At 68.5% G+C, this 26,137-nt stretch carries 22 protein-coding genes; 7 read left to right on the top strand and 15 right to left on the bottom strand.

The window, feature by feature from the left end; translation table 11 throughout:
- Positions 1-132: 132 nt before the first annotated feature.
- From ACWIGI_RS02170 to ACWIGI_RS02145, 6 genes are all read right to left on the bottom strand, one after another.
- Positions 133-705: a MerR family transcriptional regulator gene (locus ACWIGI_RS02170; protein ID WP_354988587.1), complete on the bottom strand. Its 573-nt coding sequence runs from the start codon at positions 703-705 to the stop codon at positions 133-135.
- 270 nt (positions 706-975) lie between these two features.
- Complete coding sequence (locus tag ACWIGI_RS02165; RefSeq protein WP_354988586.1) at positions 976-1,449, bottom strand: bifunctional nuclease family protein; 474 nt, start codon at positions 1,447-1,449, stop codon at positions 976-978.
- A gap of 157 nt (positions 1,450-1,606) precedes the next feature.
- Complete coding sequence (ftsR, locus tag ACWIGI_RS02160) at positions 1,607-2,401, bottom strand: transcriptional regulator FtsR (protein WP_454200491.1); 795 nt, start codon at positions 2,399-2,401, stop codon at positions 1,607-1,609.
- Between the two features lie 11 nt (positions 2,402-2,412).
- Complete coding sequence (gene garA / locus ACWIGI_RS02155; RefSeq protein ID WP_354988584.1) at positions 2,413-2,892, bottom strand: glycogen accumulation regulator GarA; 480 nt, start codon at positions 2,890-2,892, stop codon at positions 2,413-2,415.
- Between the two features lie 184 nt (positions 2,893-3,076).
- On the bottom strand, positions 3,077-3,475 hold the full coding sequence (gene gcvH / locus ACWIGI_RS02150) for a glycine cleavage system protein GcvH (protein WP_354988583.1): 399 nt from the start codon (positions 3,473-3,475) through the stop codon (positions 3,077-3,079).
- A gap of 67 nt (positions 3,476-3,542) precedes the next feature.
- On the bottom strand, positions 3,543-4,157 hold the full coding sequence (locus tag ACWIGI_RS02145; RefSeq protein WP_454200490.1) for a CDP-alcohol phosphatidyltransferase family protein: 615 nt from the start codon (positions 4,155-4,157) through the stop codon (positions 3,543-3,545).
- A 179-nt stretch (positions 4,158-4,336) separates the two neighbouring features.
- Between ACWIGI_RS02145 and ACWIGI_RS02140 the strand changes: the two genes are divergently transcribed.
- The 3 genes from ACWIGI_RS02140 (at position 4,337) to ACWIGI_RS02130 (ending at position 8,529) form a co-directional block, all read left to right on the top strand.
- Positions 4,337-6,013, top strand: coding sequence for a GMC oxidoreductase (locus ACWIGI_RS02140; protein WP_454200489.1), 1,677 nt, complete (start codon positions 4,337-4,339; stop codon positions 6,011-6,013).
- Between the two features lie 122 nt (positions 6,014-6,135).
- Positions 6,136-7,524, top strand: coding sequence for a DUF2252 domain-containing protein (locus ACWIGI_RS02135; RefSeq protein ID WP_454200488.1), 1,389 nt, complete (start codon positions 6,136-6,138; stop codon positions 7,522-7,524).
- Positions 7,525-7,629: 105 nt separating this feature from the next.
- On the top strand, positions 7,630-8,529 hold the full coding sequence (locus ACWIGI_RS02130) for an NERD domain-containing protein (RefSeq protein WP_454200487.1): 900 nt from the start codon (positions 7,630-7,632) through the stop codon (positions 8,527-8,529).
- Here the strand turns inward: ACWIGI_RS02130 and ACWIGI_RS02125 are convergent.
- From ACWIGI_RS02125 to ACWIGI_RS02115, 3 genes are all read right to left on the bottom strand, one after another.
- Positions 8,492-9,151, bottom strand: coding sequence for a phosphatase PAP2 family protein (locus ACWIGI_RS02125; protein ID WP_454200486.1), 660 nt, complete (start codon positions 9,149-9,151; stop codon positions 8,492-8,494). The two genes, ACWIGI_RS02130 and ACWIGI_RS02125, sit on opposite strands and share 38 nt — an antisense overlap.
- 28 nt (positions 9,152-9,179) lie before the next feature.
- Positions 9,180-11,348 carry an MMPL family transporter gene (locus ACWIGI_RS02120; RefSeq protein ID WP_454200485.1) on the bottom strand — a complete coding sequence of 723 codons (2,169 nt, stop codon included), beginning with the start codon at positions 11,346-11,348 and terminating at the stop codon, positions 9,180-9,182.
- Positions 11,349-11,526: 178 nt separating this feature from the next.
- Entirely contained in the window at positions 11,527-13,467 is a 1,941-nt protein-coding gene (locus ACWIGI_RS02115; protein ID WP_454200484.1) for an acyl-CoA dehydrogenase family protein, read from the bottom strand.
- 103 nt (positions 13,468-13,570) lie between these two features.
- Between ACWIGI_RS02115 and ACWIGI_RS02110 the strand changes: the two genes are divergently transcribed.
- Both ACWIGI_RS02110 and ACWIGI_RS02105 read left to right on the top strand, forming a co-directional pair.
- Positions 13,571-15,025 carry a threonine/serine ThrE exporter family protein gene (locus ACWIGI_RS02110; RefSeq protein ID WP_454200483.1) on the top strand — a complete coding sequence of 485 codons (1,455 nt, stop codon included), beginning with the start codon at positions 13,571-13,573 and terminating at the stop codon, positions 15,023-15,025.
- A 99-nt stretch (positions 15,026-15,124) separates the two neighbouring features.
- Positions 15,125-17,335, top strand: a complete 2,211-nt coding sequence (locus tag ACWIGI_RS02105; RefSeq protein WP_454200482.1) for an MMPL family transporter — start codon at positions 15,125-15,127, stop codon at positions 17,333-17,335.
- Positions 17,336-17,404: 69 nt separating this feature from the next.
- Here ACWIGI_RS02105 and ACWIGI_RS02100 read toward each other — a convergent pair whose 3' ends face one another.
- The 4 genes from ACWIGI_RS02100 to ACWIGI_RS02085 form a co-directional block, all read right to left on the bottom strand.
- Positions 17,405-17,638: a hypothetical protein gene (locus ACWIGI_RS02100; RefSeq protein ID WP_454200481.1), complete on the bottom strand. Its 234-nt coding sequence runs from the start codon at positions 17,636-17,638 to the stop codon at positions 17,405-17,407.
- A gap of 164 nt (positions 17,639-17,802) precedes the next feature.
- A complete protein-coding gene (locus ACWIGI_RS02095; protein WP_454200480.1) occupies positions 17,803-18,531 on the bottom strand; it encodes a TetR/AcrR family transcriptional regulator in 729 nt (242 codons plus the stop codon).
- Positions 18,532-18,591: 60 nt separating this feature from the next.
- Positions 18,592-19,827: a cytochrome P450 gene (locus ACWIGI_RS02090; protein ID WP_454200479.1), complete on the bottom strand. Its 1,236-nt coding sequence runs from the start codon at positions 19,825-19,827 to the stop codon at positions 18,592-18,594.
- A 138-nt stretch (positions 19,828-19,965) separates the two neighbouring features.
- Entirely contained in the window at positions 19,966-21,192 is a 1,227-nt protein-coding gene (locus tag ACWIGI_RS02085) for a cytochrome P450 (RefSeq protein ID WP_454200478.1), read from the bottom strand.
- 308 nt (positions 21,193-21,500) lie between these two features.
- Between ACWIGI_RS02085 and ACWIGI_RS02080 the strand changes: the two genes are divergently transcribed.
- Positions 21,501-23,009: a sugar transferase gene (locus tag ACWIGI_RS02080; protein WP_454200477.1), complete on the top strand. Its 1,509-nt coding sequence runs from the start codon at positions 21,501-21,503 to the stop codon at positions 23,007-23,009.
- Positions 23,010-23,108: 99 nt separating this feature from the next.
- The gene (locus ACWIGI_RS02075) at positions 23,109-23,522 is read left to right on the top strand and encodes a hypothetical protein (RefSeq protein WP_454200476.1); all 414 of its coding nucleotides are present in this window, start codon (positions 23,109-23,111) and stop codon (positions 23,520-23,522) included.
- A gap of 43 nt (positions 23,523-23,565) precedes the next feature.
- Here ACWIGI_RS02075 and ACWIGI_RS02070 read toward each other — a convergent pair whose 3' ends face one another.
- Together ACWIGI_RS02070 and ACWIGI_RS02065 are read right to left on the bottom strand one after the other, a co-directional pair.
- Positions 23,566-24,789, bottom strand: coding sequence for a vWA domain-containing protein (locus ACWIGI_RS02070; RefSeq protein ID WP_454200475.1), 1,224 nt, complete (start codon positions 24,787-24,789; stop codon positions 23,566-23,568).
- Complete coding sequence (locus ACWIGI_RS02065) at positions 24,786-26,024, bottom strand: AAA family ATPase (protein WP_454200474.1); 1,239 nt, start codon at positions 26,022-26,024, stop codon at positions 24,786-24,788. The genes ACWIGI_RS02070 and ACWIGI_RS02065 overlap by 4 nt, the downstream gene beginning before the upstream one ends.
- Between the last annotated feature and the right edge of the window lie 113 nt (positions 26,025-26,137).

Genomic DNA, 26,137 nt, shown 5'->3' with positions numbered 1-26,137 from the left:
CTACGGGCCGCCCGGTTCCGATATTGTTGCCGGGCCCTGTTACACTGTTCCGGGGTGTTCGGAAGCCCCCCGGAACCGGCGAACGCGCCACCTTCGCGGTGGCGCGTTCGCCGGGTGTGGAGCGCGGACCGGCTAACCGGTCTTGCGGTTCATCCGGGCCTTGCGCCGGAAGGACAGCTCGTCCTCGGGCCGGTCGGAAACCGTGGTGTTGGGTTCGGCCCGTTCGGCCGGGAAGTTGGCGATCGCGCCGGTGAGCTCGCGCATGGCGCCGCTGACCGCGATGCCGAACACGCCCTGTCCGCCCTGCAGTAAATCGACGACCTCCTCGGGCGAGGAGCACTCGTACACGGTGGTGCCGTCGGAGAACAGGGTGATCCCGGCCAGGTCCTCGACGCCGCGGCTGCGGAGGTGGTCCACGGCGATGCGGATGTTCTGCAGCGAGATGCCGGCGTCGAGCAGTCGCTTGACGATCTTCAGGACCAGGATGTCCTTGAAGGAGTACAGGCGCTGGCTGCCCGATCCGGTGGCGCTGCGGATCGATGGCACCACGAGTCCGGTGCGGGCCCAGTAGTCGAGCTGCCGATACGTGATCCCAGCCACCTGGCAGGCGCTGGGCACGCGGTATCCGACGAGTTCGTCCGGAACCGTGTCATCGGGGAACAGCCCTGGCTGCACCACATCCTGCGGTTGCGGTTGGTCTCCCACTGACTACTCCCTTACTGCTGGCCTATCAGGGCTCGTGTCCCGAAGGTGAACGTGTCCCAAATATCAACACTGCATCGACGCGTGGAGCGTGGCCTGACTGTCGAGGCTACTCTCCTGATTGTCTAGGGAGTATCGGCGTTGAACCAAGCGTGATGAGCGGCGTGTTTCTAGACCTTAAGTACAGGTCGAGATAACAATTCGGCCGCCCCCCGGATACGACTGCGACGGGCAGTCGGACAAACGCCCGAAATGCCCGTCGCCCCGATCCGTCTAACTATCGGTCGCCTTGAAATCATCCGGTGACACCGATTCGAGAAACTCCTTGAACTTCTCGACTTCGTCCTCGCGCTCGTCCGGCATGACCAGTCCGGCTTCCTCGAGCACCGGTTCCTCCGCGTAGATCGGGCACCCCACGCGCAGCGCGATGGCAACCGAATCCGAAGGCCGCGCCGAGACGCGCAGATCGTTCTCGAAGATCAGGTCGGCGTAGAAGGTGCCCTCCTGCAGATCCACGATCCGCACCTCTTTCAAGGTGTGCCCGAGATCCTTGATCAGGATCTTGATGAGATCGTGGGTCAGCGGCCGAATCGGCGTCACGCCTTCCTGTTCGAGCACGATGGCGGTCGCCTCCGCCTGCCCGATCCAGATCGGTAGGTACCGATCGCCGGACACTTCGCGAAGCAACAACACGGGCTGGTTCTGTGGCTGTTCGACACGAATGCCGATCACACGCATCTCGCTCATCGCCGTGCCCGCCCAGCGCTGCCAGCGACCATGCGCGAAGCCGCACTGTGTTGACTGATTCGCCTACTGCGCTCACTCATCGCACTGCCTCCCATACTCGCAAGCTGCCCGCCAGGAACTGCAAGGCCAGCCGTATCACCGAGTCTAGGCGAAGATTTCAGCCCCCGAGGGAAGCGCGCACAGAGGCTTTCACGAGGCAGGTGTGCAGCGTCAGCGACAATGCCGCCAACTCGCGCACGGTCTCTTCCGCGCGGGCGCGGGCGTCGGCGTCGCGGCTCTTGGCGATGGGTGCGGCGATCTGGGCGACCATGGCCGCCTCACGATCGGCGGCGAGCTTGAAAGCCCGCAGATGCCGTGCCTCCAAACCGAATTCGCTCAACGCTTTGGCGGTGCGCGCCAGCGTGACGGCGTCGGTGTCGAAGTAGCCGGCGGCGCCGGGGGTGATGAGGTTGGCGCGGATGAGTTCGGTCAGGAACTTCTCGTCGATGCCCGCCTGCTGCAGCAGATCCGCACGGGGAACCCGGATTTCGTGATCGAACCGGAGTTCCTCCGGCGAAACCTCACCCGGCACGACGCCCAGCCGTCTCAATCGAGCCGGGCCGGGCGCCGGCGCCGCGGCGCCGTCCACGAGCGAGGCCTCCCCGAGCGCTCGGGCACGGGCTTCCCGTACCCCGAGCGTCGCGGCCCCGCTGTCGATCGCTTCCAGCTGTTCCTTGATCACCTTGAGCGGCAGGTACTGATCCCGCTGCGCGGTGAGCACGAACCGCAGGCGTTCCACGTCCGCGACGTGGAACCTGCGGTAGCCCGAAGCGGTGCGCTCCGGGCTGATCAGGCCCTCCGATTCGAGGAACCTGATCTTCGAGATGGTGATGTCCGGGAAATCCGGACGCAGCAAATCCAGCACGGAGCCGATCGACATACCTCCGCGCGTCCACTGCGCTGCGCCTGTCATTCCGCTCGGTCCTATAGCGCGCCCGCCGCCGAATCGCTCGACGCGGGGCGCGGACCGGTGAGGAAGACGAGCCGGAACTTGCCGATCTGCACCTCGTCGCCGTTCTGCAGCTCCGACGAATCCACCGGCTCCCGGTTCACGTAGGTGCCGTTCAAACTGCCCACATCGACGACCTGGAAGGTGTCGTCGTCCTGGCGGAACTCCGCGTGGCGACGGCTGACGGTGACATCGTCCAGGAAGATGTCGCTGTCGGGGTGGCGTCCCGCGGAGGTGGTGGGCTGATCGAGCAGGAACCGCGAACCCGCGTTCGGCCCGCGCTTGACCACCAGCAGGGCCGCGCCCGCGGGCAGACCCTCGACCCCGACCGGCGCCTCGCTGCCGGGCTGCTGCTCGGTGCGCGACGGTTCGACCTCGTTCAGGAAATCAGCACGGAACACCGATGTGGTCTCAGCTGCTGTCTCCTGGTAACCCGGGTCTTTGTTCTCGCTCACCCTTGCTCTCCTCCTCGAACCGAATTAATCCATGCAAGCAGTTGATGCCCTCAGAGTGTCGATCGCCGGGCGCTCTCGCGTTGGGCGAGTCCGGAAATCCCGGGGCATCGGCTACCGCACATCTGTTGGCATTGACCGTACCCTGCTGGGGCGTGCCCGTGCAGGTAGAACTGTGAAGGCTGGTTCAGCCTCCGATAACTCCTTGATAACCTGCGGCATCGAGCAGGTCACCGTAGGCGGCTTCGAGCACTTCCTCGGAGTCGAGTTCGAGTTCGAAGATCCACCCGTCGCCGTAAGGATCGGTGTTCAGGGTTTCCGGCGCGGCGGTCAGAACCTCGTTCACCGCAACGACTTTCCCGGCCAGCGGAGCGTAGATGTCGGAGACGCTCTTGGTCGACTCCACTTCCGCGATGCTGTCCCCGTTGGCCACATCGGCATTCGCTTCGGGCAGCTGCACGAAGACGACATCGCCGAGCTGTGACTGCGCGTAGTCGGTGATGCCCACCCGCACGCGGGCGGGACCGGTGATGCGCACCCATTCGTGTTCTTCGGTGTAGCGCAGGTCATCGGGTAGGTCGCTCACAGGCGGTGTCCTTTCAACGGGCGTCCTTTCGGGATCTTCCTCGATCCGTGTGCACACACCCTAATGGCTAGCGATGACCACTCGGTGCGGCCGGTATGGCTCGGGCCACGGCGATGGCCTTGCCCACGTAGAGAATGCCGGTCCAGACGTACACCGCGGTGCCCCAGACCAGGAACGCGCCGCCGAAGGCGCGGCCGAATCCCGCGGCGGCCCAGTCCATCTGGCCGGCGAGCAGCCAGGGCAGCGCGGACATGAGGCCGAACGTGGCGGCTTTGCCCAGGTAGATGACGTCCGGCGGCGGCAGATCGCGGCGCCGGTAGATGACGAGCGTGGCGGCCAGGATCGCTTCGCGCAGCACCAGAATCAGCACCAGCCACCAGGGCAGGATGCCGCGAATCAGGAAGGCGCCCAGGGTCGCCACCATGTACAACCGGTCCACCAGCGGGTCGAGAATGGCACCCAGTTTGGAGGATTGATCGAGCAGGCGCGCGAGCTTGCCGTCGAGGAAGTCGGTGATGCCGCTCGCGATGAGCAGGGCGAAGGCCCAGCCGTCGGCCTCGCGCACCAGCAGCAGCCACAGCAGCACCGGAACGCCGATCAGCCGGATGGTGCTGAGCACATTGGGGACGGTGAGGATGCGGTCGCTGTACACCGGTTCGGCGTGGTTGCGCTCGGTTGTCACCACCAGGTTCTTACACCGATCGGGGCCCGCTGACCATCCGGGCACGCCGCCGCACCCGCGCCGCGCGCGTGAATATGCCGGTCGTTCCGCGAACCGATATGGTCTCCGCCATAGAACACGGGTGACAGAATGAGTTGGGAACTGCCTCATTTACATCCCGGCATGCGAGAGGACAAACCATGCCCGACTTCGACTACGACGTCGTTGTGATCGGCTCCGGTTTCGGCGGCAGCGTGAGCGCGCTGCGCCTGACCGAGAAGGGTTACCGGGTCGCCGTACTCGAATCCGGCCGTCGCTGGAACGCCGAGGATATCCCGAAGACCAATTGGAATGTGCGCAAAGCCATTTGGGCCCCGCGCCTGGGCATGACGGGCACCCAGCGGATCAGCGTGCTCGGCAAGTGCGCGGTCTTCTCCGCCTCCGGTGTCGGCGGCGGCTCGCTCATCTACGGCAATACCCTCTACGAGCCGCTGCCGGACTTCTACACCGACCGCCAGTGGGCGCACATCACCGACTGGAAAGCCGAGCTCGCGCCCTACTACGACCAGGCCCAGCGCATGCTCGGGGTCACCCCGAACCCGCGGATGACCCCCGCCGACGAGGTGATCCGCGCGGTCGCCGAGGACCTGGGGGTCTCGGACACCTTCCACGCCACCAACGTGGGCGTGTTCTTCAACGAGAGCGATCCGGGCACCGAGGTCGACGACCCGTACTTCGGCGGGGTCGGCCCCCGGCGCAACGGCTGCGTGCACTGCGCGCGCTGTTTCACCGGCTGCCCGCACAACGCCAAGAACACCACGCCCAAGAACTACCTGTATCTGGCCGAGCAGGCGGGCGCGGCGGTGTTCGCGCTGCGGACCGTCACCAAGGTGCGGCCGATGACCGGCGGCGGGTACGCGCTCGAGACCGCGCGCTCGGATCGCTGGGTTCGCAAGGACCGCAAGACCTTCACCGCCGAACAGGTCGTGTTCGCGGCTGCCGCGCTGGGAACTCAGAAGTTGCTGCACAAGATGCGGGACGAGAAAGTGCTCCCGAATCTGTCCCCGCGACTGGGCGAACTGACCCGCTCCAACTCCGAGGCGATCTTGAATGTGGTGAGCCGCGAACGCGACGATTTCGCCCAGGGCATCGCCATCACGTCCTCGATCCACCCCGAGCCCAACACCCACATCGAGGTCTGCCACTACGGCAAGGGCCAGAACGGGTTGTTCCCGCTGTCGGTGCCGATCGTCGACGGCGGCGCGTTCCGCTTCCTGCGCTTCCTGCTGGCGATCCTGCTGCACCCGGTGGTGTTCGCGCGCAGTCTCAACGCCCGCAACGCCTCGGACAAGTCGGTGATCCTGCTGGTCATGCAGTCCCTGGACAACTCGCTCACCTCGTACCGCAAATGGGGGCAGCTCAAGACCAGGCAGGGCACGGGTCAGCCGAATCCGACCTGGCTGCCGGTGGCCCACGATGTCGGGCGGCGCTTCGGGTCCAAGGTCGGCGGCGACGTGCAGAGCCTGATCATGGACGTGTTCAACATCCCGGCGACCGCGCACTACATCGGCGGCTGCGTCATCGGCGAGGGCCCGGAGTCGGGTGTGGTCGATCCGTATCAGCGGGTCTTCGGGTACCCGGGCCTGCACGTGGCCGACGGGTCCGCGGTGACCGCGAATCTGGGCGTGAACCCGTCGCTGACGATCACCGCCCAGGCCGAGCGCGCGATGGCGTTCTGGCCCAATCGCGATGAGGCCGATCCGCGTCCCGAACTGGGCGCGGCCTATCGCCGCATCGCGCCGGTCCAGCCCAAGCAGCCGACCGTGCCCGAGTTCGCGCCCGGCGCGCTGCGGCTGCCGATCTTCCCGGTGGCCTGAGCGCCGGCGGCCGGTCCGATACCCGGGCCGGCCGGGGTGTGTCCGGGGTCTCACCGAACGGGCGTCCGCGGGCGTCCGCTCGGCTAGGCGCGGGCCCGTACACACCGGTAAGTTGGATTGTCGTGTGCTCCAATGTGATCGACTTCCGTACCCCCGTCTCGGCCGAGGAGGTATGGGAACGCGGCCGGGCGCTGCGCGATCGCACGCCGGTCACGTCCCGGGACCGGGCTGCGGCCGCGCCGGATCGGCCCGGCGTGCTCGAATTCCTCGAGATCAGCAATCGCGGCAGGCTCGACCATCTGGTTCCGCTGCGCGTGGCGCGCATGGCCGCGTCCCCGTACTCCTTCTTCCGCGGTTCGGCGGGGCTGATGGCCGCGGATCTGGCGGCGGGCCCGACCAGCGGACTGTCCGCGCAGCTGTGCGGTGACGCGCACGCCGCCAACTTCGGGCTGTACGGCACCCCGCGGGGCGAGATCGTCATGGACATCAACGATTTCGACGAGACCGTGCTCGGTCCGTGGGAGTGGGATCTGGAGCGGCTGGCCGCGAGCCTGGTGCTGGCGGGCCGCGAGGGCGGGGCGAGCGAGGCCGAGTGCCGCGCCGCGGCCGCCGACGCCGCCAACTCCTACCGCCAGGCGATCACCGAACTGGCCGGACAGCCCTTCCTGACCTCGTGGACCGCGCTGCCGGACGAGTCGGTGATCGCGAAGTCCAGCGCGGACGCGCTGCTGGACGACTTCCGCAAGGCGGCGAAGAAGGCCCGCAAGAACAACAGCGCCAAAGTGGTGCGCAAGTGGACCGAGCACCTCGAGGACCATCACACCGGGCACCGCAAGCGCAGATTCGTGCCCGATCCGCCGCTGCTGACCGCCGTGGGCGAACCGGTGGTCGAGGCGGTGATCGACGGGCTCACCGACTACGTGAGCACGCTGCGCGAGTCGCGGCGCAATCTGATCGGCCGGTTCTCGGTGACCGACGTGGCCTTCCGCATCGTCGGCACCGGCAGCGTGGGCCTGCACAGTTACCTGGTGCTGCTGCACGGCAACGGCGACGAGGTGCTGGTGCTGCAGGTCAAGCAGGCCGGGCCCTCCGCGCTGACCCCGTTCCTGCCGCCGGTGCCGCCGCGGCACGAGGGCGAGCGAATCGTGCAGGGCGCCAGGCACGTTCAGGCCGAGACCGACATCCTGCTGGGCTGGACCTCGCTGCGGATCGGCGGCGTGCAGCTGCCGTTCGTCGTGCGCCAGTTCCGAAACCTCAAGGGCAGCATCGATCTCGCGGCCCTGGACGCCGACCACCTCGACGATTACGGGCGGCTGGCGGGCGCGCTGCTGGCCCGCGCGCACGCGCGCTCGGTGGATCCGCGGCTGGTGGCCGGCTATCTGAGCGACGGTGAACCGTTCGACGACGCGGTGGCCGCGTTCGCGGTGCGGTACGCCGACCGGACCGAGGCCGATCACGCCGAGCTGGTGACCGCGGTCAAGGACGGCCGGGTGCCCGTGGACGCCGGCTGATCCCCCGCACCGCCCACCGACACAGCGACGGGCGCCAAATCTGTCCTGCCGGTGCGGAGTCTCCGTACCATTACCGCTAACGATTCGACGAGGAAGGCAGAGCCGATGCTCGTTCGAGTACAGAATCCCCCGCAGACGCACGCCGAGAAGACGCTGATCGACTGGCTGCGCACCTGGAAGGGCGGCAACGACCCGCACGGTGTGGCGACGGTCAATTGCAGTCTCTTCCACGGCGATCGGCTCTATCCGTTCGACGCGGTGATCTGGACCCCGACCAGTTGCGTGGTCATCGAGGCCGAGGCGCTGGTCGAGAAGCTCGACGGTGAGCTCGAGGTCCCGCTCAACGGCCCGTGGCGGGTCGCGGAGAAGCTGATCACCTTCGAGGGCGGCGACAAGCGCACCCCGCTGGACAAGTCCCGCGATCACACCTTCGCCCTGCAGAACTGGTTCGCCGAGCGCGGGCTCGGGCAGCGCGTGGTGAACGGCGCGGTGCTGGTGGTGCCGCCGCCGGGGTCCGGTGTGCGGGTGCAGCAGCTGTGGAGCGATCCCAGTTTCCAGGTGCTGGTGGGCGATGATCCGGCCACGCTGCACGAGTACTTCACCGCGCTGTCCTCGCGCGGTCGGCCGCAGTGGTCGGCCAACGATGTGGCGTGGGCGTTCCGCGGTCTGGGCATCCTGCCGTATCTGCCCGCGCCGCAGGATCTGATCAACGAGGGCTTCCTGGGCCCGGTGGACATCACGCTGTGGCACGGCGGCCCGCAGCAGGCGCAGGCCGAGGCCTACGCCGAGGAGCAGGCGCGGCTCGAGCGCGAGGTGGACGAGGGGCACCGGTTCACCGTGCCCTCACCGTGGTTCAGTCCCTCGAAGCTGTATCCGCGCGAGGCCGGGGAGCTGTCGGCGGGCCGGGGCGTGATGCGTTTCCTGCTGCTGCTCGGCATGATCATCGCGGTGCTGTGGTTCGTGTACTTCATTCTCGCGGCGGCGGTCCAGTACGGCCCGCTCTGAGCACGCGCGCACGCAGCGGCAGGTACGCCGCGGTCACCATGGCGATGGCCGCGGCCGTCCCGCCGAGCACGTCGGTGGGATGGTGGTAACCGAGTCCGGTCATCCCGATCAGGACCAGCGGCAGCGTCACCGCCAGTAGCACCGCGATCGCGACGCGCACTCGATCCGATTCGCTGACCAGCGCCACCGCGGTCGCCACCGCAACCAGGTGCACGGTGTGCCCGCTCGGGTAGGCGAGATAGTCGTGCAGCGATCGATCCCAGAGCGGTTTGAGCAGCAGCGTGTTCACGATGAGGGCGAGTTCCGGTGCGAGCAGCACGAATCCGGCGGCCAGCCACCGCCGGCGGCAGGCGAACCAGCCGACGCCGGCGAACAGCAGCGCCGTGACCACGTACCAGTTGCTCGGCGCGACGAGCAGGTCGTAGACGCCGCGGTGCCCGTCCAGCGACGCGTGAATGTGCTCCCCCACCGCGCGATCCAGCCCGTTCGCGCCGCCACCGTCCGGAAACGACAGCGGCACAACGATGGTGACGACGGCGGCGATCAGCGCGAGCAGCGGCAGCGCCCCGCGGCGGGCCGATCGCCGCCGCGGGGCGGGAACGGGTGTGGTCGAACGGGTCACCGTCAGGACGATAGCGCCCGCGCCGGTCTCACTCGCGCAGCGCCGCCTTCTCCAGGAAACCGCGCGAGCGCGCGGGCGCCCACCAGTTGGCGGTGCCCATGAGCCGCATGAAGGCCGGGACCAGGATCATGCGGACCAGGGTGGCGTCCATGAGCACCGCCAGGGCCAGGCCGAGGCCGAGCATGCGGTTCATGGTGACCCCGCTGGCCGAGATGCCCAGGAAGATCACGGCCATGAGCAGGGCCGCGGCGGTGACGATGCGACCGGAGCGGGCGATGCCCAGTGCGACGGCGTCGTCGTTGGCCTGTCGCGTCTTGTCCGAGTGCTGCCATTCCTCGGTGAACCGGGCCAGCAGGAACACCTCGTAGTCCATGGACAGTCCGAAGGCCACGCAGAACAGCAGCACCGGGATGGTCGCGATGGTGTATCCGGTGGCCGCGGTGCCCAGCCCGCCCAGGTGCCCGTCCTGGAAGATCCAGACCAGCGCGCCGAAGGTCGCCGACAGCGACAGGATATTGAGCAGCAGGGCCTTGAGCGGGAGCACCACGCTGCCGGTGAGCAGGAACAGCAGGATGAACGTGATCACCGCGATCCACACGACCGCGTAGGGGAAGCCCTGCGCGATGTTGGCGGAGCTGTCCGCGGTCTGCTGGGCGAAGCCGCCGAACAGCACGGTCGCGTCCGGTTCGGGCACCGCGTGCAGGGCGTCGAGTTGTCGTTGTCCCGCTTCGGAATACGGGTCGAGCCCGGTCGCCACCACCAGGTAGGCGCTGTCGGGGGCCGTGGTCCCGGGTCCGGCGGGCGCGCGCAGTTCGCCGCCGGCGTAGACGCCGGCCGGGCCGGTCACCGATCGCACGTCGGCGACTTCGGACAGCGCGGCCTGGTATTCGCGCAGATCGGGCACCGCGCCGTCGCGCTCGGGCGCCGCGACGATGATCTGCACCTTGCCCAGGGCGTTGTCGGAGAACCTGTCCCGCAACAGATCTCCGACCTGGCGCGATTCCAGCGAGGTCGGCAGCACGCGCTCGTCGGGCAGTCCCATCTTCAGCCCGAGGATGGGCGAGCCGAGCAGGACCAGCAGCGCCAGGATCGGCAGGGCGCACAGCGCGGGCCGGCGCTGCACGGTGCGCGCGATCCGGTACAGCAGGCTCTGTTCCACCGGCGTGGCCTCGCGCAGCGGTTTGCGGTTGATGCGGTCGCCCAGCAGGGTCAGCAGCGCGGGCACCAGGGTCAGGGTGAGCACGATGGACATGAGCACCACGGCCAGTCCGGCGTAGGCCAGCGAGCGCAGGAAGGCCATGGGGAAGAACGACATTCCCACCAGGGCGATGCCGACGGTGAGGCCGGAGAAGGCCACCGCCCGGCCGCCGCGCTGCATGGCCAGCTCGAGCGCCCGCTGTTTGTCCCGGCCGTTGGCTATCTCTTCCCGATAGCGGCCGATGATGAGCAGCGAGTAGTCGATGGCCAGCGCGAGCCCGATGGCGGTGGTGATGTTGAGGGCGAAGATCGACAGGTCGACCGCGAAGGTCAGCAGGTACAGCACCGCGCTGGTGCCCGCGATGGCGGCCACCCCGGTGATGAACGGAATCGCCGCCGCCACAGCGCTTCTGAGGAACCACATCAGCAGCAGGAAGGTCAGCGGCAGCGCGATGGCCTCGGCGAGCACGAGATCCTTCTGGGTCTCGGTCTCGGTCTCGGACCAGACCATCGCCTGCCCGCCCGCGTGCACGGTGACCCCGTCCCGCGCCCCGGTCAGCTCCTCGGCCAGCTCCGCGGCATGCGCGGGCCCGTCCTTCTCACTGCCCAGCACCGTGGCGATGATCAGCCCGATCCTGCCGTCGTCGCTGGTCAGCATCGACGCCATGGCCGGCTCGGTCCAGGGCGAGACGATCTTGTCGATCCGGTCGTCGCCGCCGAGCCGGTCGGTGATCTCGCGGCCGCGCGCGGCCGCGGCCGAACCCTGTGCGCCGCCGTCGGATTCGACGGTGAACACCACTTGCATTCCGGAGATGCCGTAGTCGCGTTCGAGGATCTCGGTGACCCGCTCGGATTGCGAATCCGCGGCCACGAAGCCGCCGTTGGTGAGCCGCCCGGTGGCCATGGAGCCGATGGCCCCGCAGATCAGGAAGGCGATGCCGACGATGATCAGGATCAGTTTGGGCCGGCGCATGGCGGGGCCCGCGAGTCCGGTGATCATCCCCGTCCCTCGCGCGCCGTCATCGTCGTCGACATGTACTCCACCTCGTTGTCCGCTCCCCCGCCCCGTCAGGGGCCTGTCGGGCTCATCCTGACGGGGTGGCGGGGGTGATCGGAACGACTTGTGGCAAACCTCTCAACTACGCCGTGTAGTAGAGTAATTCGCGCCGGTGGAGGTACTATTCGGCGCTCGTCACCGCCGGGTCGCCCGCGGGTTCGAGCATGGCCGCGTGCAACAGGTTGTCCGGCACGCCCAGCCCGCCGACGAGGGTGCTCGCGTGCGGGCGCAGCCGATCGACGAGCTCGTTCACCCCGCGCCGCACGTTCTTGGCGCGTTCCACCGACATGAACCGGTGCATGATGTACCAGCTCTGGTTCTCCTCGATGGTGGAGTACACGAACAGATCGCACACGCTGTCCGCGAGCTCGCGCGCCTCGGGGTCCTCGATGTTCGCGATGCCCTCGATGAACGCCTCCAGCACCAGCCGGTCGATGTGCGCGGTGCCCGCGGCCAGGATGTGGTCCTGGGCGTTGTTGAACGCCTCGAACGGCCCGGTGTCCTTGGCCCGCGCGCGAAGTCGATGCCCGGCGGTGCGCACCAGGTAGTCCTCGCGGTCGGCGAACAGCTGCAGCTGCACATCGCGGCGGGACAGGTCGCTGTCGTCCACGCTCTCGTCCGAGCGATCGCGCAGGCGCTGGATCAGCTGGCGCACACCGGAGGTCTCGCGCACCGCGTCGCGGGTCATGGTGGCGGCGAAGCGCACCCAGCCCATGGCGTCGAGATCGCGCACCTCGTTGGAGTACGCGGTGAGCAGATCCTTGGCGACCAGCTGGGTCAGGACGAGGTTGTCGCCCTCGAAGGTGGTGAAGACATCGGAGTCGGCCTTGAGCGTGACGAGGCGGTTCTCGGTGAGATACCCGGCGCCGCCGCAGGCTTCGCGGCATTCCTGAATGGCGCGGGTGGCGTGCCGGGTCTGGGCGACCTTGAATCCGGCCGCGCGCTTCTCGAGGGCGCGCTGCGCGCTGGGGTCGACGTGCTGCCCGGTCTGCACCAGGTGCATGCGCAGCACCAGGTCGTTCTGCGCGAACTGCAGCGCGTACGCCCGCGCCACCAGCGGCAGCAGGCGGCGCTGATGGCTGCGGTAGTCCATCAGCACGGTCTCTTCGCCGGTGTCGGGATCGGCGAACTGGCGGCGCTGTTCGGCGTAGCGCACCGCGATGGTCAGCGCGACCCGGGCCGCGGCGGCGGCCGCGCCGCCCACGCTCACCCGCCCGCGCACCAGGGTGCCGAGGGTGGTGAAGAAGCGCCGGCTCGGGTTCTCGATCTCGGAGCTGTAGGTGCCGTCCACTTCGACGTCGGCGTACCGGTTGAGCAGGTTCTCGCGCGGAATTCGCACCTGGTCGAACATGATTCGGCCGTTGTCGACCCCGGGCAGACCGCCCTTGAGGCCGCAGTCCGAGGTGGTCACGCCGGGCAGGTCGTTGCCCTGCTCGTCGCGGATCGGCACCAGGAAACAGTGCACGCCCTCGCTCTTGCCGCCGGTCACCAGCTGCGCGAAAACCGCTGCCATGCGGGCGTGTTCGGCCGCGCCGCCGATGTAGTCCTTGCGCGCGGAGGCGGTGGGGCTGTGCACCACGAATTCCTGGGTGGCGGGATCGTAGGTCGCGGTGGTCTCCAGGTTGGCCACGTCGCTGCCGTGCCCGGTCTCGGTCATCGCGAAGCAGCCGAGCAGTTCCAGCGGCAGCAGCTTGCGCACGTAGTCGCGATGGCGTTCGGTGCCGAGGTTCTCCACCGCGCCGCCGAACAGGCCCCACTGCACACCGCACTTCACCCAGAGCGAGAGGTCGGTGTAGGCGAGCATCTCGAGCGCGGTGACCGCGCCGCCCGGGTCGAGGGTGCCGCCCTCCTCCCGCCGGAAACCCATCTCCGCCCAGCCGAACGAAGACACGAGATGCATCTGCTCGAGCACGCGTTCGCGCGCCGCTTTGTAATCGAGGTAGGGGTCGCCGTAGAGGCGTTCGTCGTCCAGGTGTGCGCGGGCCTTCTCCCGCACCGCACGCCAGGGCCCATCCAAGGCCGCCCGTAGTTCGTCCGCTATCCGATCATCACCGGTTGCCATATTTCAAACCTACTGCCCCGGTCGCGCTCAACCTGGTGATCTATCGCACGCGTGTAGTTTTCACTTTGTGAGCAACGAGGTCCTTACAGATCCTGGTGCCCAAGTGAGCGGGCCCGGCCGGTGGCGGCGGTTGGTGTCCCGCGTGGTCGATCGGGCGGTCGCCGAACGGATCGCCACCGCCGACGCGGTCGTGGAGGCGCCCGCCCCGGTCCAGCCCATCGATCTGTCCGACGACGCCAAGGTGACACAGGTCCTGGATCTGGCCGAGCGGGTCGGAGAGGTCGTGCTGTCGGCGGGCACCGCGGTCACCGACACCACCGATCAGGTCGATTTCATCGCCTCCACCTACGGGTTGAAATGCGATATCGACGTCACCTACAACTCGATTCGCATCTCCGCCGAACGCGGCCCGGCGCTGCCGCCCGCGAGCACCATGCGCGTGGTGCACTACCGCTCGCTCGATTTCACCCGGCTCGCCGCGGTCGACCGGCTGACCCGCCGCATCCGCCGGGAGCTGCCCCCGCCGGACGAGGCCCTCGCGGCGCTCGAGGACATCACCACCGCGCCGCACCCCTACAACCGCTGGGTGGCGACCTTCGGCTGGGCGCTCATGGCGGCGGCGATCGCGCTGCTGCTCAACGGCGGATTGCTCATCGCGCTCATCAGCTTCGCCGCCACCACGGCGATCGACCGCGTCAATCGCCGGCTGAACCATCGCGGGCTGCCCTTCTTCTTCCAGCACATGATGGGCGGCATGATCGCGGCCCTGCCCGCGGTGCTGGTCTCGACCTTCCTGCGCGATCTGCACCTGGATCCCTCGCTGATCATCGCGGCCGGAATCTCGGTGCTGCTGGCCGGTTTACAGCTGGTCGGCGCGGTCGAGGACGCCATCACCGGCGCGCCCATCACCGCGGCGGCCCGCATGCTCGAGGTGGTCATGATGACCGGCGGCATCATCGCGGGCATCGTGCTGACGCTGCGGGTGGCCGAGCTGTTGCACCTCACGGTGCCGACGGTCGAGATGAGCTCGTCGCGCGACCTGACGAACCTGCCGCTCAAACTGCTCGCGGGCGCGATCACCTCGCTCGCGTTCGCCCTGGCCTGCTACGCCGAACGGCGGGCGCTGGCCGCGGCGGCCTTCAGCGGCGCGGCCGCGATCGTGGTGTATCTGCTGGTGCAGGAGGCCGGATTCGGGCCCATCGTGTCCTCGGGCGTCGCGGCCGTGGTGGTCGGCCTGGCCGGTGGTCTGCTGGCTCGCCGGGCGCTGACCCCGCCGCTGGTGGTCGCGGTCGCGGGCATCACTCCCCTGCTGCCGGGCCTGCGGGTCTACCGCGGTCTGTACGCGCTGCTCAACGACGAGCAGTTGCTGGGTATCAATCAGCTGTTCAGCGCCCTGGCGGTGGGCTGCGCGCTGGCCGCGGGCGTGACCCTCGGCGAGTGGATGGCGCGCGATCTGCGGCGGCCGCGAATCCTGTTGCGATTCGGCTCGATTCGCCGGCCACGACTGCGGGGGCTGGTCTCGACCGGGGGTCATGCGGCCCGATCGGTCAGACCCTGACCGAGCCGAATGTGGGATACATCACGTAACCCACTGGCGCACAAGCGAAGACGCGACCCTGACGCGCGGCGACGCCGATCTTGCTTGCTACCGTGACTCATGGATCTGTTCGGACGATGGGGTGAGCTGGCCTACCGCGGCCGGTTTCTCATCATCGGTGTGATGGTGGCGGTACTGCTCGGACTCGGCGCATACGGCCGCGACCTGGGCAATCACGTGACCGGTGGTGGTCTGTTCGATCCGAATTCCGAATCGACCGAGGCCGCGAATCTGGCCGCCGGGGCGTTCGGCCGCAGTCACGCGGTCGACGTGGTCGTGCTCTTCACCGCGCCCCCGGGCAAGACCGTCGACGACCCGGATTTCGCGGCGACGATCGTGAGCCATCTCGACGAGCTGCCGCGCGCGTACCCGAACCAGATCGACGGGGTGTTCGCCTCGTACTGGCGCACCGAAACCGGCAGCACCAGTAGCGCACTGGCCACCGAGGACCGCACCCGCGCCCTGGCCGCGATCGCCCTGCGCGGTGAGACCGACGGCGATCTGGGCGCGAACTACCGGGCCGTCGAGCACGCCTTCGAGATCCCGGGGGTGGATGTCCGGGTCGGCGGTATGCAGCCCGTTGCGGTGACGCTCAACGACACCATCGCCGATGATCTGCACCGGATGGAACTGCTCGCCATTCCGCTGGTGGGGCTGCTGCTGTTCTTCATCTTCGGCGGCCTGGTCGCCGCGTCGCTGCCGCTGATCATCGGCCTGCTCACGGTGCTCGGCGCGTTCGGCGTGGTGCGCTACCTGGCCGGCTTCACCGAGGTGAACTACTTCGTCACCCCGGTCGTGTCGATGATCGGGCTCGGGCTGGCCATCGACTACGGGCTGTTCATCGTGAGCCGGTTCCGCGAGGAGCTGGCCGCGGGGCACGGCACCCCGGCCGCGGTGCGGCGCACGGTCATGACCGCGGGCCGCACGGTGGTCTTCTCGGCGACGATCATCGTGGCGAGTCTGGGTGGGCTGCTGCTGTTTCCGCAGGAGTTCCTCAAGTCCATCGCCTACGGCGCGATCGCGACGGTGACACTGGCGGCCATCACCGCGCTCACGGTGCTGCCCGCGATGCTGGCGGTGCTCGGGCCGCGCGTGGATCTGTTCGGCCTGGCCCGATTCCGGCGCGCCCCCACCGCCGCACAGCTCGAGCGCGGGTTCTGGGCGCGCAGCACCTCGTGGGTGCTGCGCCATCCGGCCAAGATCGCGATCCCCATCTTCCTGGCGCTGGTGCTGCTGATCCTGCCGATCCAGAATCTCGTCTTCGGCGGATTCAGCGAGAAGTATCTGCCCCCGAGCAACGCGACCCGGCAGGCGGTCGAGGAGATCGACGCGCACTTCCCGCTGCGCAAGACCGATCCGCTCGAGATCGTCTTCGTCTCCGATACCTCCGCGGCGGTCGGCCCGCTCTGGGATCTCGCGAATCTGGCGCCGGGCCTGCTGGGGCGGTTCGACATTCCCGCTCGATCGGCGGTCGATCCGCACATCTACCGGACCCAGGCGCCGGTGCAGGACATCAACGACGCCGGCGAGACCATCGAATATCTGCGCGGGCTCGACGTTCCCGAGGGCACGCGCCTGCTCGTGGGCGGTGTGCCCGCGCTGCAGAAGGACACGATCGACGCGCTGCTGGCCGTGATGCCGTGGATGATCGCGGTGGTCCTGCTGGCGACGACCCTGCTCATGTTCCTGACCTTCGGGTCGCTGGTGCTGCCGATCAAGGCCGTGCTGATGAGCGGTCTCGGGCTCGGCTCCACCCTGGGCATCGTGACCTGGATCTTCGTCGACGGGCACGGCGCGGAGGTCCTGGACTTCACCCCGCAGCCCGGTCAGGCCGTGATTCTGGTGCTGATCGCCGCCATCATCTACGGCCTGTCCACCGACTACGAGATATTCCTGGTCTCGCGCATGGTCGAGGCCCGCGCCCGCGGCGCGAGCACGAACGAGGCCATCCGCACCGGCACGATCCAGACCGGCGGCATCATCACCGCGGCCGCCCTGATCCTGCTGGTCGTCACCGGCGCGTTCGCGTTCTCCGATCTGGTTCTCATGCAGTACATCGCCTACGGCATGATCGCCGCCCTGATCATCGACGCCACGGTGCTGCGCATGTTCCTGGTGCCGGCGGTGATGTCGCTGCTCGGCGATCGCGTGTGGTGGGCCCCGGCGTGGATGAAGCGCATTCAGGAACGCATCGGGCTGAGCGAGCCGATCCTCGACGACGAGGCGCCGCCCGCCCGCCCGGCCGGTGAACTGGTCAAGTCCGGGAGTTGAGCACCGCCGCACCGTGATTCGGTGCGGCGATCCCACGCGCGGCCGGGATCGGTTCGGCGCGAACGTGACTCAGCTGCCGCCGCCACCGCCACCGCCCCCGCTGCCGCCGAGACCGCCGCGTTCGGTGGTCGTGGCGGGCGACTGGGGTTTGCTCAGGCCGGGCGAGGTGGTCTTGGGCGCCGTGGTGGTGGCCTTGACCGTGGTCGAGCTCACCACGGGTTTCGGCGTCGACGGGCGGCTGCTGCCGCCGCATCCGGTGATGAGCAGTGAGACCGCGACCGCGGCCGGCAGGGCATAGGTCACCCGCCGTGATTTCAGTGTCCTGCTGCGCGCAGGCTTCTCCGAGGATGCACCCGGCATCATCGCCCCCCGATATTCGTATGTGTGAAGCCGCCCGAGGGTAACAGCAAAACCGTTTCGGGCCAATCGAATAGCCGGGCGCCGGACACCGTCCGGCCACGCGGTATTCAGCCGACGGTCACGCCGATGCTGCGGCCGATATCGGTGAGGGTGGCGTCGAAGAGCACATCCGGATTGCCGATGGGAATCGGATAGTTGCCGAAGACCTCGAGGGTGACGTGGCCGTAGAGGCGGGCCCAGAACTGGATCATCACGTAGCTCACGCCCAGATCCAGTTTCTCGGCCGGGAACTTCTGCCCGGACTCGGCCAGCACGCGCAGCAGATCGGTTTGGAAGGCGATCAGGTCGTCGCGCAGTTCGCCGGGGATGAGTTCCACCGGCGGGGTGACGATGTCGTAGTCGGTGAGCAGGCGCCCGGCGGCCTCGAGGAAGAGCCGGCCGACGGGTTCGCCGAATTGCTGCATGGCACTGCCGAATCCGGCGGCCGAGGGGGACGCGAAGACGAGCGTGAATTCCCGCGCGTGCGCCAGCGACCAGCTCCGGAAGCCCCGGCACACGGCGAAGAAGCGCACCCCGGCGTCATCGGGCAGGCCCTGCACCGCGGCGGCCAGATCGGTCGCCAGGTCGGCGCACACGTCGGTGCGCACCGCGGCGACGAGTTGATCGCGCGATTCGTAGTACCGGTAGAGCGCGGGCGCGGTGATACCGAGCTCGCGCGCGATGGCCCGCAGCGTAATCGCCTCCAGGCCCTGCTCCACCAGCAGTGACCGCGCGACGCGGCGGATGTCTGCATCACTGACCGCAGGCATCCGGCCGCGTCGGCGTTGTTCACTCACACTGTCTCCATCGGCGAACAAGCGTGGGCCCAACGTGGTCACGCCGGGCCCCATGATCGCTTACTCGTACTTGACCTGCCAGCTCTTGATTCCGTTCAGCCAACCCGAACGGAGACGGACCGGCTCGGACACCTCGCTCAGGTTCGGCATCACATCGGCGATGGCGTTGAAAATGAGGTCGATCTCCAGGCGAGCCAGGTTCGCACCAACACAGTAGTGGGTTCCGGTGCCGCCGAAGCCAACATGCGGATTGTTCTTGCGCAGCACGTCGAACTGATGCGGGTTCTCGAAGTGCTCTTCGTCGAAATTGGCGGCGGAGTAGAACATTCCGACGCGCTGGCCCTTCTTCAGCTCCTGGCCGCCGAGGACGGTGTCCTGCAGGACGGTGCGCTGGAAGGCGATGACCGGGGTGGCCCAGCGGACGATCTCGTCGGGAGCGGTGCGCGGGCGCTGCTCACGGTAGATCTCCCACTGATCCGGGTTGTCGACGAACGCCTTCATGCCGTGCGTGATGGCGTTGCGGGTGGTCTCGTTGCCGGCCACGGCCAGCAGGATCACGAACCAGGCGAACTCTTCCGAGGTCAGGCCCTCGCCGTCGACGTCGGCCTCGAGCAGCGTGGACATGATGTCCGCGTGCGCGTCCAGGTCGACGGGGCACGCGCGCTTGCCCTCGGCCAGGTTCCACGAGTAGCCCATGACCTCGGCGGTGGCGACCTTGTGGTCACCCTCGAAGTCGGGATCGTCGTAGGAGATCATCTGGTTGGTCCAGTCGAAGATCTTGCCGCGATCTTCCTGCGGGATGCCGATGAGCTCGGCGATGGCCTGCAGCGGCAGCTCGCACGCGACCTGGGTGACGAAGTCGCCCGAGCCCTGCGCCTTGGCCTCCTGCACGATCTTCTCCGCGCGGTCGCGCAGGGCGGCGCGCAGCGATTCGACCGCGCGCGGGGTGAAGCCCTTGGAGACGATGCGGCGCAGCTTGGTGTGCCGGGGCGGATCCTGGTTCAGCAGCAGGAAGCGCTGAACCTCGATCTCCTCGCGCAGGATGTCGTCGTAGAAGCGGATGACCGCGGTGTTCTCCTCGGAGGAGTACACCTCGGGATTCTTCGAGATCTCGCGAATGTCTTCGAGTTTGGTGACGGCCCAGTAGCCGTCGTCCTTGAATCCGCTGCCGGCCTGGGGAACCCAGGCGACAGGCGAGGTACGGCGAAGCTCGGCGAACTCCTCGACGGGCAGTCGAGTGGCGAGCAGATCGGGATCGGTGAAATCGAAGCCGGCGGGGCTGGTCGGCGCGGACACGGTTACCTCCTTTGGAACACGTTCCCGAGCAGTGAACCACACCACACACGGGTTTGTGAACATGTATTACTAAAACATGTTCACAAACCGTGCGGTATGCGGAGAAGGCCGCTGGTCAGCGCCGTCCCGCCCGCGACATCACTCGTAGGCGACCTGCCAGCTCTTGATGCCGTTGAGCCAGCCCGAACGCAGCCGCACCGGTTCGGAGAGCTGGCGCAGGTTCGGCATCACGTCGGCTATCGCGTTGAACATGAGGTCGATCTGCAACCGGGCCAGGTTCGCCCCCACGCAGAAGTGTGTGCCGGTACCCCCGAATCCTACGTGCGGATTCGGATCGCGCAGGACATCGAACGCGAACGGCTCGTGGAAGTGCTCGTCGTCGAAGTTGGCGGCGCTGTAGAACATGCCCACCCGCTGCCCTTTACGCAGCTGCTGCCCGCCGAGTTCGGTATCGGCGGTGACGGTGCGCTGGAACGCAACCACCGGTGTCGCCCACCGCACGATCTCGTCCGGCGCGGTGCGCGGGCGCCGCTCACGGTAGATCTCCCACTGCTCGGGATGGTCGACGAACGCCTTCATGCCGTGGGTGATCGAGTTGCGGGTGGTCTCGTTGCCGGCCACGGCCAGCAGGATCACGAACCAGGCGAACTCCTCCGAGGTGAGCCCGGCGCCGTCGACATCGGCCGCCAGCAGGCTCGTGGCGATGTCGTCCATCGGGCAGGCGCGTTTGGTCTCGGCCAGGTTCCACGAGTAGCCCATGACCTCCGCGGTGGCGGCCCGGTGATCACCCTCGAATTCCGGGTCGTCGTAACCGATCATCTGATTGCTCCAGTCGAAGATCTTGCCGCGATCCTCCTGGGGCACGCCGATGAGTTCGGCGATGGCCTGCAACGGCAACTCACTGGCGACCTGGACGACGAAGTCGCCGCCACCGGTTTTCTTGGCCGCGTGCACGATTCGCTCGGCACGCTCGCGCAGAGCCGAGCGCAGGCTCTCGATCGCGCGCGGGGTGAAGCCCTTGGAAACGATGCGGCGCAGCTGGGTGTGCCGGGGCGGATCCTGATTGAGCATCAGGAAGCGCTGCACCTCGATCTCGTCGCGGGTGATGTCGCCGTTGAAACGGATGACGGCGGTGTTCTCCTCCGAGGAGAAGAGTTCGGGGTGTTTCGAGATGTGCTTGATGTCTTGAAGTTTGGTCACCACCCAGTAGCCGCCGTCGTCGAACCCGCTCACCCCGTGGGGTTGCGGGTTCCAGTACGGGCGGGCGGTGCGCCGGAGTTCGGCGAATTCTTCGAGCGGGAGCCGAGTGGCGAGCAGGCCGGGATCGGTGAAATCGAAACCGGCGCTGATGATTCGAGGGGACACGGTACCTCCTTTGGAACACGGTCCACAGGAGTGAAGCACGCCACACCCTTTTTGTGAAGCATGTTTAGTAAATGCTGTTTACTTGATGTGTCACTGTGCGGCCGCTCGGTCCCGGACGCTCCGTTCGCGACCGCGGCGCGCACGGGCGGGCGCAGAAAACCCACAGAAACACCAAACCCGTTGGCATTTCGCGTCATTCGGTAGCGATCAATGCTGGCCGGACGATGAACAGAACCAGTAGTATTCAGCTGGGCGTCCGGTCGGGGGGACTACCACGAGACTCACGTGTCGCATGATGGAGCTGCAGGATGGCCTTCCGGATCGACCAGGAACAGACTCGACGAAGAACGCAACGCAGGGGTGGCGCGCCGCGGTCCGGCAAGGACCGCTGGCAATCGGAATACGTTCGCCGACTGCGGATTACCGATGCGCTGGTAGTTTGCTCCGCCGTGGCCGCGGCGCAATTCCTGCGCTTCGGCGACCCCGGCAGCGACCCGATGCTGGATTGGGCGGGCGACGCCCGCATCGGCTATTCGGCCATCTCGCTCGTGCTGGCGCTGGCCTGGGTGAGCTTCCTCGCGGTGGGAAACGTGTGGTCCACCGCCATCATCGGCACCGGGCCGGAGGAGTACCGCAGGCTCGTCGCGGCGACCATGCGGCTGTTCGGCCTGATTGCCATCGTCTCCCTGCTGCTTCGAATCGAGTTCGCGCGTGGCTATCTCGCCATCGCGCTGCCGGTGGGCCTGCTGGGTCTCATCCTGAATCGCCTGGGCTGGCGCAAGTTCGCCGCGCGTCAGCGCCGTTCCGGGCGCTACCTCACCTCGGTTCTCGTTGTGGGCCGCCGGGATTCGGCGCTCGAGATCATGCGGTGCTTCGCCCGCGATCCGGCGGTCGGGTACTCGGTGGTCGGCGTCTACTCCCCCTATCTGCTCGATCCGGCCGATTTCGAGATCATCGAGGAGGTCGAGCTGCCGGTGATCGGTGCGGAATCCACGGTGCTGGAGGCGGTTCGGGAGACCGGGGCGGACACCGTCGCCATCGCCGCCACCGAGCAGCTGGGGCCGCGCGGCATCAACGATCTGGTGTGGAAGCTCGCGCCGCTGGGCGTGGATCTGGTGGTGACGCCCGGCGTGGTCGACGTGGCTGATCAGCGCCTGTCCATCCGGCCGATCGCCAATCTCCCACTGCTGCACATCCAGAAGCCGCAGTACGATCGCGCGAAGTCGTTCGGCAAGACCGCTTTCGACGTCCTGTTCGCCCTCACCGCCCTGCTGGCGGTGGCGCCCTTCATGGTGATGCTCGCGGTGGCCGTCAAGGTCAGCAGCCGCGGTCCGGTGTTCTACCGGTCCGAGCGCATCGGCCGCAACGGGCATCCCTTCCAGATGATCAAGCTGCGCACCATGCGGGCCGACGCCGACAGCGCCCTGGCCGAACTGCTCGCCGAGAACGAGGGCGCCGGACCGCTTTTCAAGATCCGCGACGATCCCCGCGTCACCCCGGTGGGCCGCCTGCTGCGCCGCTACAGCCTGGACGAGCTGCCCCAGTTCATCAACGTGCTGCGCGGAGAAATGAGTGTGGTCGGCCCGCGCCCGCCACTGCGCACCGAGGTGGAGCGCTACGACGGCAAGGTCCGCCGCCGCCTGCTCGTCAAACCCGGCGTCACCGGCCTCTGGCAGGTCTCGGGCCGCTCGGATCTGTCCTGGGAGGAGTCGGTCCGCCTGGACCTGTCGTACGTGGAGAACTGGAGCATGGTCCAGGACCTGCTGATCATCAAGAAGACCATCACCGCCGTCGCGGCGAGTGACGGCGCGTACTGACCCGGCCCGGCCGAAAGCGGCGCGCCCGCCGGCGGCCGCTGGCTACGATCGAGGCCGAACTTCCCGCGCTCGACAGGTATCAACGGTCAGGAGACGGTCGTGTTCACATCCACCCACGCGCTGCTCGCGGTCGCGGCGGTCACCGCCACCGCACTCTGCGCGGCGCCCGCCGCGGCGGGCCCCGAGGTCGAGTCCATCACCCTGAACGCGGTCGTTACCCCCACCGCCGACGGCCTGCTGGCCACCGGCACCTACCGCTGCGAGGCGGGCATCGGCTATCTCGATGTCACCGCCGCGATAGCCACCAGCGGTAGCGGCACCATCGGGCTCGCGAGCTCCCCGCCCGGGATCACCCTGCAGTGCACCGACCGCGTCGAAACCTGGTCGGCCACGCTGAAACCCACGAACAACCTCCCGGTGCTCGTCCCGTACACCGACGGCGCCGGCACGGCCCAGCTGAACCGCAAGTACTGGAAGGTCGATTCCGGCGAGGTGCTCCTGCACGCCGGTTGAGCCGCGGCCCAGCGGTTCTCGCGCCGGGTGCGGCCCACCCGGCTCAGCCGATACGCACCACCCGGGCCCACTCCGGGGGTTTGTCCGGCACGTACTCCGAGTCCTCGCGCCACGAGCGGGTGCGCTCGCGGCCGAACAGGCCGACCACGGTCCGGCAGGACGGGCGGCTGGTCGGCCAGGGTGTCTGGCCGTCGGTCAGCACCACGATCACGTCCGGGCGTGGTTGGGCAGTCAGGGCTTTGGCGAAACCCGCGCACAGGTCGGTGCCGCCGCCGCCCATCAGCGGTATGCCCTCGGCGCGGCACAGGGGGTCGGCGACGCGGGCCGCGGCGTCGCACGACAGCACGGTGACCAGGTCGCGGCGGCCGCCGGCGGCGCGGGTGATGGCCGCCGTTTCCAGCAGGGCGCTGCCGAGTTCGGCGTCGCTCACCGACGCGGAGGAGTCGATGATGACGCAGATGCGGGGCGGGGTGCGGCGCAGGCTGGGCAGCACGATGCCGGGCAGCGCCGTCGCGCGGCGGGCGGGGCGGCCGTAGGTGTAGTCGTCGCCGGCGCCGCCCGCCGAGACCGCGGAGCGCACGGCCGCGCCGAGCAGGTCGCGCCAGGGTTGCGGCGGGTGCACCGCGTCCTCGGCCCAGCGCCGCCAGCCCGCGGGCGCGCTGCCGGGGCGGCCGATGATGCCCTGCGCCACCCGGAATCGGACGGCGTCGGTTTCCTGTTCGCTGAGTCCGTCGGCCCCGTCCGGGCCCAGATCCCAGTCCCGCTCGGCGCCGTCCGCGCCGCTGCCGCAGTCGAGCCAGGCCATGGCGGCCGTGCGCGGGCCGAGCCGGAACTGGTGCAGGTAGTCCTCCATGAGTTCGCCCTCGGGCAGGTTCAGGGTGGCGGGCAGGACGACGCCCTCGGGCTGGATCAGGCCGTCGCCGAACGCGTCGTCGTTGATCTCGGCGTCGGCGGCGATGTTCATGCGCAGGCGTTCGGCGGGCCCGGTCAGGTTGTGCCGCTTGGCGAATCGGTCGCTGCGGCCGTGGTGGTCGCGCAGCAGATGCGAGACCTCGTGCACGAGCACCGACGCCAGATCCTCCACGGGGGTGCGCTCGACGAAACCCGCCGAGACGTAGCAGCGCCAGAACCTGTCGACCGCCATGGTCGGTGTCCGGGGTGAGTCGATGATCCGCATGGCGAACAACGCCGTCGCCAGATACGGCCGCGCCCGGACCGCGACGAGCCGTGCGGCGGCGAGCTTTTCGAGATCGAGTACCAGTGTCATCGGTTCACCGCGGCCTTGACGCGATCGGCGGCACGGTCCGCCTCCTGCGCGACCGACACCATCGCGGCGAGATCCTCGATCGCGGCGGGGACGTCCCAATCACCCTGGCGCAGGGTGGCCAGCGTCGTGGCGGGCACCACGACCAGGTCCGGCGCACCGGTTTCCACCGCCTTCACCAGCAGCGCCCAGGCCGCGTCCCAGCGTTCCCGCGACGGGCGTTTGCGCACCGCGGCCACCACGGCGTCCAGTACCGCCTGGCGCAGATCGCCGCGTTCGGGCAGGTCGGCCGCGGCGGGATCGGCGAGCAGGGTTTCCGGGTCGGGCAGGTCCATGCGCTCGATCCAGGTGAGCAGTTCGAAGCCGGGACCGTCCCCGACGGCGCCCCGGATCAGCAGGGACAGCACGTCGGGGGTCGAGCCGGCCGCGGTGGCGAAGGCGATCAAGCGCAGGGTCATCTCCCAGCTGCGCGGTGACGGCCAGGCCCCGCCGCGGCGGGTCTCGGTGGTCGGCAGCTGATGCACGAGCTTGGGGCGGCCCGCGAGCAGGCCGCACACCGCGCGGCGGGCGAAAGCCACAGCGCCGGTGAGGAGTTCGGGATCCAGGACCGGCAGCGTCGCCCGCGGCCAGGTGCCGCCGAGGCCGCGGACGACCACGTCGTGATCGTGGTTCCAGTACAGGTGCACGAATCGGTTGGCCAGCGGCGGGCTCAGTTCCCAGCCGTCGGCCGCGCTCGAGCGCGGGTTGGCGGCGGCGGCGATGCGGATGCCGGGCGGGAGTTGGAGGGCGCCGATGCGGCGTTCCAGGACCAGGCGCAGCAGGGCGGCCTGGACCGCTGGCGGGGCGGTGGAGAGTTCGTCCAGGAACAGCAGCCCGCGGCCGGCGCGGCAGAGGTCGACGGCCCAGTCCGGCGGGGCCATCGGGACGCCGTTGTGCGCCGGGTCGTCGCCGATGATGGGCAGACCCGAGAAGTCCGACGGCTCATGGACACTCGCGATCACGGTGGTGAGGGGCAGGTCCAGGGACTCGGCGAGCTGGGTCAGGGCGGCGGTCTTGCCGATGCCGGGTTCACCCCACAGCAGGACCGGGAGGTCGGCGGCGACCGCCAGTGTCAGGGCTTCGAGCTGGATGTTGGGGCGGGGTTCGGTGGTCGAATCGCCCAGCAGCGTGAGCAGGTCCGCGGCGACGTCGAGCTGCGCGGAGTGCGGGCGGGTGGCGGCGGAAGCGAGTGTGAGCATGTGTGAATCACCTTGGGGTCGTGTCGAATCGGGTTCGGCGCGCGGCGGATACCCGGGGGCGGTGGTCGGGCGGGTCACGCGGGCAGATCCGCGTGCGTGGCGCGGCGGTCGGG

The sequence above is a fragment of the Nocardia sp. NPDC055321 genome (assembly GCF_053645575.1).
Note: the sequence above shows the minus strand (reverse complement) of the source record. Positions and strands in the feature narration are given on the sequence as shown.